A 3,249-nucleotide genomic window follows, 5' to 3' on the forward strand; every position below is an offset into this window, starting at 1 on the left:
CGCGCGTCAGCGGCAAGTCGAAAATCCACTCGGCAAACAGCGTTATTTGCTTAAAATCGAATGATGCAGCGTGCGTTGAGGGCATTTTCGCCCGGTTTCCGTGTTAAACGCGCAACTTACCCATACCCATCAGCTGTTTTCGAGCCATCCACAGATTCGACAGGGCGAAGAGCGTGGTCAGCTGAGCTGTGTTTTTCATCAGCCCACGAAAGCGCACTTTCACGTAGCCAAACTGACGCTTGATTACACGAAATGGATGCTCGACCTTGGCCCGTGTCTGAGCTTTGCAGTACTCGATCTTGCGCTTGGCCTTGTAGAGAACGCTGCGTTTATTGAGCCTGGAATACGTGCTGCGCCGCGCCGCGATTTGCCAGATGACCTCACGATTTTCATGCTCTTCACGCTTCTCGACACCTGTGTATCCAGCGTCTGCATACACCGCGTTTTCTTCGCCGTGCAACAGCTCAGCGACCTGCGTGACATCGGCCACATTGGCCGCAGTGCCATGAACATGATGAACCAGTCCCGACTCGGCGTCGGCGCCGATATGCGCCTTCATGCCAAAGAAATATTGGTTACCTTTCTTGGTCTGATGCATCTCGGGATCACGTTTTCCTTCCTCGTTCTTGGTCGAGCTGGGGGCATGAATGATGGTGGCATCGACGATGGTGCCCTGGCGCAGGGACAGGCCTTTCTCTTGCAGATAACCGTTGATGACCGCGAGGATCGCTGGGGCCAGTTGATGCGTTTCCAGCAGGTGCCGGAAGTTCATGATCGTGGTGTCTTCAGGTATCGGCGCGCTCAACGTCAGTCGTGCGAACTGGCGCATGGGCGTGATTTCGTAGAGCGCTTCTTCCATGGCTGGATCGCTCAGGGAGAACCAGTTTTGCAACAGGTGAATGCGCAGCATGGTTTCCAGAGGATAAGGTTTTCTGCCACCGCCAGCCTTGGGATAGAACGGCTCGATAAGGCCCAGCAGACCTGTCCAGGGCACGACCTGATCCATCTCGGCGAGGAAGCGTTCGCGGCGTGTCTGCTTGCGCTTGCCGGCATATTCGAAATCGGAAAAGCTCATCTGGCTCATGGGCAGCTCGGATCAGGTGGTCAGGCGTATTTCATCACATTTGGGGACTTGTTCGGAGATTCCCTAATGTTTTATTGTCTTGATACTTGAGCTTGAATCTCACTTTTCACCGTATCTGCTGGCAAATTTCGGGATGCTGGAGTCTACGTGACAGACCTTGTTAAATAAATATTATTATTTATCGCCTATTAGAGATATTTTCAATACTAAAAAATATATTTTCTATTTTAAAAACAATGAGTTGATAGGGCGTTGTCCATAATAGATGGACTATAGTCCATGTCCCATTTTTGCCTGTCTTTTAAAGGATGCAGTGGGCCTATAGACTCTCTCGTGAATTCCCCCGCGAGATTTTCCAGATGGCAGGAATGCCCTTTTCACCGTGTGACACAACGGACGGCGCGAGCAGTTGCTCAGACGCAAGTGTTGGAGTGCTTAAAGCAGTCTTTGGGCCGGTCATTGACGCTTTGGCACAAGGCAATGACCCTGAAACTGTTACTGCCAGCTCTAACGTGCTGGCCTCGATGTTCGTGCAGTACAACTCTGGTCTGCTGATACTGGCGTCTTTATTCGTTTCGTATATCGCCATTGTCGGGGTCGCCAACACGGCTAATGAGGGCGAAGCGATGGGCAAGGCATGGAGTTCGCTTTGGACTCCGCTGCGCATCGTGTTCGGTGGTGGAGTCTTACTGCCCGCTTCAAGCGGTTATTCGATTATCCAGATCATCGTACTGACAATTGGACTTTGGGGGATTGGTTTTGCCAACGGCGTATTCAAAGCCGGTGTGGAGAACGGGATTGTTAACGGCTCGCTCAGCAGCGTGAGTAGCCAGCTTGGATTTGGTAGTGGCGCGAAGCCGAACCCCAACTATCCGTTGTACGACATTCGCCAGTTCGGCCAAGCCTATTTGGCGTCGAGCTGGTGCGCCCGATCCCTCAATGCAATTTATAGGTCGCTTGACCAGCCTACCGCTGTACAGGCGCTTTCCAAGCCTGACTCCAAGGTACAGGACGGCATAGGACGACAGGCTGCGATCTACCTCATCAAAGATAGAAATGCGGCCACCAACCTTGGCGGTGGCACCCCAATTTGTGGGTCGATTAAGGTCTATAGCTTTAGCGTCCCTGCGGAACTGGTGACGACCTCAACCTCTACGAGTTCAATTTTCGATCCTGCTACGATTACCAGCAATAAGGCCGCGATGCAGGCAGTACGCCATGCCACGCTTAACGCCAAGATCGCCGCCATGAACAAGGTGATGGCCGATATTGATGCATGGGTTAACACTTGGCCCACGGATATAACTAAGACCGGATGGGATGCTGTTAAGAGTGACCGCTTTAACTCCATTATCAATCAAGCCCAAAATACGCTTACTCAAAATCTAACGTCGCAAATGACGAATGATAAGACGCTACAAAAAATAATGGCGAAGTACGTCGAGGATGTGACTAAAGACGGTTGGGCGATGGCTGGGGGTTTTTATCAGCGCCTCTCTGGAATTCGGCAAGAGATGGGAGCTATGTTTGCAGAGCCTGTTGCGGTTGCAACGCAGCCGAACCTGAACATGCTGCCTAGAGGCCCGGGGGGCCAGTTGGCGTTAAACAGCTATCAGACTGTATATCAGGCAATCATTAGCAAGTCGCTTGATGGCTCAAACTATAAGCAGCCCGTCACGCCCAATGCAGCAGACATTAAAGCGGCTTTAGCGCCGGCATCGCTGGATGATTTGAACATCGATACCTTGGGTAGTCGTGGCGACAGCATTATGAGCAACTTTATCGGCTGGGGTATGGAGCGAGTTACGGCCACGCTAATTGGTACAGACGGTGATGTTGATGCAATTGCCCGGATCAAGACGACTGGTGATGTTCTGGCACTTATGCAGGCATCCGCTATCACAACAAATCGCATTGTGCATACTGCGCTATCAGGCGCTAAAGCGGTAGCTGCTGGGGTTGGGTCAGTATCATTTTTCGGAACTAGTATTGATGCAACTCCGTTGGCTGACACATTGCTTGAATGGGTTATCTATAATTTCTTAAAGCCACTTGTTGAAGTTGCTAGTGTACTGTTTTCGAAATAAGTTACCCATAACCTGCAAGCTAAGCTATTGATAAGATTTGAATTTTCCGTTAGTTGGTGGCTGATTTTTTCGAAAACA

2 protein-coding genes are annotated in these 3,249 nt (G+C 50.9%); one reads left to right on the plus strand and one right to left on the minus strand.

Annotated features, from left to right (window positions below; translation table 11 throughout):
- Positions 1–103: 103 nt before the first annotated feature.
- A complete protein-coding gene (locus DW49_RS0105670; protein ID WP_024421123.1) occupies positions 104–1,084 on the minus strand; it encodes an IS5 family transposase in 981 nt (326 codons plus the stop codon).
- Positions 1,085–1,515: 431 nt separating this feature from the next.
- Between DW49_RS0105670 and DW49_RS0105675 the strand changes: the two genes are divergently transcribed.
- Positions 1,516–3,171: a DotA/TraY family protein gene (locus DW49_RS0105675; RefSeq protein ID WP_229687610.1), complete on the plus strand. Its 1,656-nt coding sequence runs from the start codon at positions 1,516–1,518 to the stop codon at positions 3,169–3,171.
- Positions 3,172–3,249: the final 78 nt, after the last annotated feature.

Origin of the sequence: Pseudomonas avellanae BPIC 631 (assembly GCF_000444135.1) — a bacterium.
Classification (GTDB): domain Bacteria; phylum Pseudomonadota; class Gammaproteobacteria; order Pseudomonadales; family Pseudomonadaceae; genus Aquipseudomonas; species Aquipseudomonas avellanae.

Bases quoted from the DNA above. Each gene is read 5' to 3' on its own strand.
- DW49_RS0105670 (WP_024421123.1), bottom strand. From the start codon at position 1,084: ATGAGCCAGATGAGCTTTTCCGATTTCGAATATGCCGGCAAGCGCAAG.